General features: G+C 68.9%; 4 protein-coding genes. All 4 read right to left on the minus strand.

The window, feature by feature from the left end; all coding sequences use genetic code 11:
- Positions 1-22: 22 nt before the first annotated feature.
- The gene (gene prcA, locus ACWGH4_RS32550) at positions 23-829 is read right to left on the minus strand and encodes a proteasome subunit alpha (RefSeq protein ID WP_453467194.1); all 807 of its coding nucleotides are present in this window, start codon (positions 827-829) and stop codon (positions 23-25) included.
- Between the two features lie 44 nt (positions 830-873).
- A complete protein-coding gene (prcB, locus tag ACWGH4_RS32555) occupies positions 874-1,719 on the minus strand; it encodes a proteasome subunit beta (protein ID WP_441265403.1) in 846 nt (281 codons plus the stop codon).
- 146 nt (positions 1,720-1,865) lie between these two features.
- Complete coding sequence (locus ACWGH4_RS32560) at positions 1,866-2,084, minus strand: ubiquitin-like protein Pup (RefSeq protein ID WP_037777052.1); 219 nt, start codon at positions 2,082-2,084, stop codon at positions 1,866-1,868.
- Positions 2,085-2,204: 120 nt separating this feature from the next.
- Positions 2,205-3,716, minus strand: coding sequence for a depupylase/deamidase Dop (gene dop / locus ACWGH4_RS32565; RefSeq protein WP_441265404.1), 1,512 nt, complete (start codon positions 3,714-3,716; stop codon positions 2,205-2,207).
- Between the last annotated feature and the right edge of the window lie 197 nt (positions 3,717-3,913).

Genomic DNA, 3,913 nt, shown 5'->3' on the forward strand with positions numbered 1-3,913 from the left:
GGGGCGAGCCGTCGTCGGCGGGTTACTCCCCGGCCCCGGTCGTGCCCCCGGTCGATCCCCCGGTGGTGCCCCCGGTTCCTTCGTCCGTCTCCTCGTCGGAGGGCGCGTCCGTCGGGGTGGAAGCGGCACCGTCGGCCTCGAGCAGCCTTGCCAGCTGCCTGCCCACGATCCGCTTGAACTTCCGCTGCTGCGGGCGCGTCCGGTCCAGCACCGCGACCTCGAGGCGCTCCGCGGGGATCTCCCGGTCACTGCCGTTCGACTGGCTGGAAAGAGCCTGCACGGCCAGCTTCAACGCCTCCGCCAGCGACATGCCGTCCCGGTGCCGCTGGTCCAGGAACGTGCTGATCTGCTCCGCGTTGCCGCCCACCGCGACCGAGCCGTGCTCGTCCACGATCGAACCGTCGTGCGGCAGCCGGTAGATCTGGTCGCCCTCGGGCGAGGCGCCCACCTCGGCGACCACCAGCTCCACCTCGTAGGGCTTCTCCCCGGCGCTCGAGAAGATCGTGCCCAGGGTCTGCGCGTACACGTTCGCGAGGCCGCGGGCCGTCACGTCGTCGCGGTCGTAGGTGTAGCCGCGCAGGTCCGCGTAGCGGACGCCGCCGATGCGCAGGTTCTCGTACTCGTTGTACTTGCCGGCCGCGGCGAAACCGATGCGGTCGTAGATCTCGCTGAACTTGTGCAGGGCACGGGACGGGTTCTCGCCGACGAAGACGATGCCGTCGGCGTACTGCAGCACGACGAGGCTGCGGCCACGGGCGATGCCCTTGCGGGCGTACTCCGCCCGGTCGGCCATGGCCTGCTGAGGTGAGACATAGAACGGCGTCGACACCGGCTATCCGTCCCTTTCTGTCGAAAGCGGGTACATCGCGGCCGTCACAGGAGAGCGGCGCGGGGGCCGTCGGGCTGGGTGAGCCGGCCCTCGAGGATCGAACGCGCGATCTCGGAGGTCTCGGCCTCGGTGAGCCGGCGGAAGCCTTCGTCCGTGATGACGGTGACGATCGGGTAGATGCGCCGGGCCACGTCCGGGCCGCCGGTCGCGGAATCGTCGTCCGCCGCGTCGTACAGCGCCTGGATCACCAGCGTGGTGGCCTGCTGCTCGGTGAGGTCCTCGCGGTAGAGCTTCTTCATCGCCCCGCGGGCGAAGATCGAGCCCGAACCCGTGGCCGCGAAACCGTGCTCCTCCGAGCGGCCGCCCGTCACGTCGTACGAGAAGATGCGGCCCTTCTCGCGGTCGATGTCGTAACCGGCGAACAGCGGGACGACGGCGAGACCCTGCATGGCCATGCCGAGGTTGCTGCGGATCATCGTGGAGAGGCGGTTGGCCTTGCCCTCGAGGGAGAGCTGGGCGCCCTCGACCTTCTCGAAGTGCTCCAGCTCGAGCTGGAACAGCTTGACCATCTCCACCGCGAGACCGGCGGTGCCCGCGATACCCACCGCCGAGTACTCGTCGGCGGGGAAGACCTTCTCGATGTCACGCTGGGCGATCATGTTCCCCATCGTGGCCCGCCGGTCACCGGCGAGGACCACGCCGCCGGGGAACGTCGTGGCGACGATCGTCGTCCCGTGCGGCGCCTCGATGGCCCCCTGCACAGGCGGCAGCGTGCGCCTGCCGGGCAGCAGGTCGGGCGAGTGGTCGCCCAGGAAGTCCATGAACGACGACGAACCCGGCGTCAGGAAGGCTGCCGGCAGACGCCCGGTGCTACGAGGGTTGGCTTCCACGCGTGTCCTTCCGGATAGGCGGCGGCCCGCCGCATCCCGCGCGGGCCGATCTTTCGAACTGTGCACGGACATTACCCGCGCTGTCGCCAGTCATCCGCCCTGGTGCCCCCGGCTTTCACCGGCGGCACCAGGGCGGGCAACCAGGGCTACTCTCCGCCCTTTTGCACAAATGACCGAACGAAGTCCTCGGCGTTCTCCTCGAGGACATCGTCGATCTCGTCAAGAACCGAGTCGACGTCGTCCGAGAGCTTCTCCTGGCGCTCCTTGAGGTCTTCCGCAGCCTGCGCCTCCTGCGCCTGCTCCTCGACCTCCTCAGTGGAGCGCGTCGCCTTCTGCTGTCCGCCGCCGGTGTCCTTGGTCGCCATGCACCTCACCCCGCTCGGTTCGACGTTCTTGATCAGACCCTACTCGCGGGGTCCGACATCGGCCCCGCACTTCCTCCAACGTCCGGGGCCCACCTTCATGATTCCCGGACGGAAGCCGTTTCAGCCCCCGGCGAGGACCCGGAGCAGGTCCTCCGCCTTGCGGCAGCGGTCCAGGAGCTCTTTCACGTGGTTGCGGGTGCCGCGCAGCGGCTCCAGCGTGGGGACCCGTTGCAGGGAGTCACGACCGGGGAGGTCGAAGATGACCGAGTCCCACGAGGCGGCCGCCACGTCGTCCGCGTACTGCTCGAGGCAGCGGCCGCGGAAATAGGCCCTGGTGTCCTCAGGAGGCTGCGTCATGGCCCGCTCCACCGCGCCCTCGTCCAAGAGGCGCTTGATCCTGCCGCGGGCCGCCAGGCGGTTGTACAGGCCCTTGTCGGGCCGCACGTCCGCGTACTGCAGGTCCACGAGGTGCAGCCGGGCGGCGTCCCAGTCCAGGTCGTCCCGCCTGCGGTAGCCCTCCATGAGCTCGCGCTTGGCGATCCAGTCGAGCTCCCCCGCCAGGCTCATCGGGTCGTTCTCGAGCCGGTTGAGAGTGTCCTCCCAGCGGGTCAGCACGTCCTTGGTCTGCTCGTCCGCGTCCGCGCCGTAGCGCTCCTCGACGTACTTGCGGGCGAGCTCGAAGTACTCCATCTGAAGTTGCACGGCGGTGAGTGTGCGGCCGCTGCGGAGGGTGACGAGCTGCTTGAGGCCGGGGTCGTGGGAGACCTGGTGGAGCGTGCGCACCGGCTGCTCGACCGCGAGGTCCACCGCGATGAAGCCGTCCTCGATCATGGACAGCACCAGGGCCGTGGTGCCCAGCTTGAGGTACGTCGAGATCTCCGAGAGATTCGCGTCGCCGATGATCACATGCAGGCGGCGGTACTTCTCGGCGTCGGAGTGGGGTTCGTCCCGGGTGTTGATGATGGGACGCTTGAGGGTCGTCTCCAGCCCGACCTCGACCTCGAAATAGTCGGCGCGCTGGCTGATCTGGAACCCGTGCTCGTGGCCGTCCTGGCCGATTCCCACCCGGCCGGCGCCCGTGACGACCTGCCGGGAGACGAAGAACGGCGTCAGGTGGCGCACGATGTCCGAGAACGGGGTCTCCCGCTTCATCAGGTAGTTCTCGTGCGTGCCGTAGGACGCGCCCTTGTTGTCGGTGTTGTTCTTGTAGAGGTGGATCGGCTGGGCGCCCGGTAGCTGCGCGGCCCGCGCGGCCGCCTCTGCCATGATCCGCTCCCCGGCCTTGTCCCACAGGACGGCGTCCAGGGGGTTGGTGATCTCGGGGGAGCTGTACTCGGGGTGGGCGTGGTCCACGTAGAGCCTGGCGCCGTTGGTGAGGATCACATTGGCCAGGCCGATGTCCTCGTCGGTGAGCTGGCTGGAGTCGGCGGCCTCGCGGGCGAGGTCGAAGCCGCGGGCGTCCCGCAGCGGATTCTCTTCCTCGAAGTCCCAGCGGGCGCGTCGCGCCCGGTGCATCGCCGCCGCGTACGCGTTGACGATCTGGGACGAGGTGAGCATGGCATTGGCGTTCGGGTGGCCGGGGACGGAGATCCCGTACTCCGTCTCGATGCCCATTACTCGCCGTACGGTCATGCGGCCCTCCTTGCCCGGCGTCGTTCCCCTCCGGGAACGGCGCTCAAGTACCGCGGGTGCTCCGGTGTGCGCGCGGTGCCCGTCCCCGCACTGCGTGACCCGACGGTACGGACGAGCCTAGAACGCCGCTGCGTGGGTGGGGAGATCAATTTCGTCATTGCTCCGGTGTGGTCCGACCTGTCCGGAAAGCAACCGGC

The sequence above is a fragment of the Streptomyces sp. NPDC054847 genome (genome assembly GCF_053610925.1).